General features: G+C 63.2%; 1 protein-coding gene. It reads right to left on the bottom strand.

What is annotated here, in order from left to right:
* Positions 1-857: thiamine pyrophosphate-binding protein (locus BP26_RS0122500; RefSeq protein WP_036517726.1), on the bottom strand; the 857-nt coding region annotated here is incomplete at its 3' end.
* Between the last annotated feature and the right edge of the window lie 396 nt (positions 858-1,253).

The following is a 1,253-nucleotide window of genomic DNA, read 5'->3' as shown; positions in this document are numbered from 1 at the left end:
ACGCCTTCCAGCTCCTGCACGATCTTGCCGTTGCCGCGCACCGGGCCGTCGAGGCGCTGCAGATTGCAGTTGACCACGAAGATCAGGTTGTCGAGCTTCTCGCGCGCCGCGATGTCGATCGCGCCCAGGCTCTCCGGCTCGTCCATCTCGCCGTCGCCGCAGAAGCACCAGACCTTGCGGCTGCCGGGCTTCATCAGGCCACGGTTTTCCAGGTACTTCATCAGGCGTGCCTGGTAGATCGCCATGATTGGCCCCAGGCCCATCGACACATTGGCGAAGGACCAGAAGTCCGGCATCAACCAACTATGCGGATACGAGGGCAAACCCTTGCCGGGCTCGGTCTCGGTGCGGAAGTTGTGCATCCGCTCCGGGCTGATGCGGCCTTCGAGATAGGCGCGGGCGTAGATGCCGGGCGTGCAGTGCCCCTGAACGTAGATAAGGTCTTGGCCCTGCTCGTGCTCCGGCCCCTTCCAGAAATGATTGAAGCCGACGTCGTACAGCGTCGCCGCCGAGGCGAAGCTGGCGATATGGCCGCCGATGCCCGCGTGCTCGTGGTTGGCATTGACCACCAGGGCCATCGCGTTCCAGCGGATGATGGAGCGGATCTTCCATTCCATCGCGTGGTCACCGGGAGAGCGTTCCTCCAGGTGCGGCGGGATGGTGTTGATGTAGGCGGTGTTGGGCGAGAAGGGGATGTAGGCGCCGCTCAGGCGCGCCTTCTCCTGCAAGGCCTCCAGCAGGAAGTGGGCGCGCTCGGCCCCCCCCCGTTGCAGCACCGCCTCGAGGGCTTCGAGCCACTCGGCTGTTTCCTGCGGATCGGCGTCACCTGAGGCCAGACCTGCTTCCTGCTGGGTCATCGGATCCTCCATTCAGCATTGCGCGTAAGCGAGGGATCCTAGCTTAATACATGCTTGTGAATGGAAGTTGCTGCCTTGATTTTGTTGAAAACCCGTGGCGCACGAACCCCAAGGGGTGCTCCTCGACCTTCGTCATCCCCGCGAAAGCGAATCCAGCGCAAGGCGATGCACTCCGCTATCTACCCCTCTCCCGCAAGGGGAGAGGGGACTAAAGGCAGGGGGAGCGACGCTGTTGATGTTGCTGTGCTGTGGACGTACCTCCCCGTCTGGCTGCGCCGAGCATCGCAGGCCAAGGTGGAATAGCCGCGCGCAGACGCGGGCGAGGCAGGATGCCGAAGCGTTTTTGTACAGGCCAAGGATGGCCTGTACAAAAACCCCACCTTGGCCGAGAAGCGC

The organism is Nevskia soli DSM 19509, assembly GCF_000711955.1.
GTDB classification, from domain to species: domain Bacteria; phylum Pseudomonadota; class Gammaproteobacteria; order Nevskiales; family Nevskiaceae; genus Nevskia; species Nevskia soli.
Note: the sequence above shows the minus strand (reverse complement) of the source record. Positions and strands in the feature narration are given on the sequence as shown.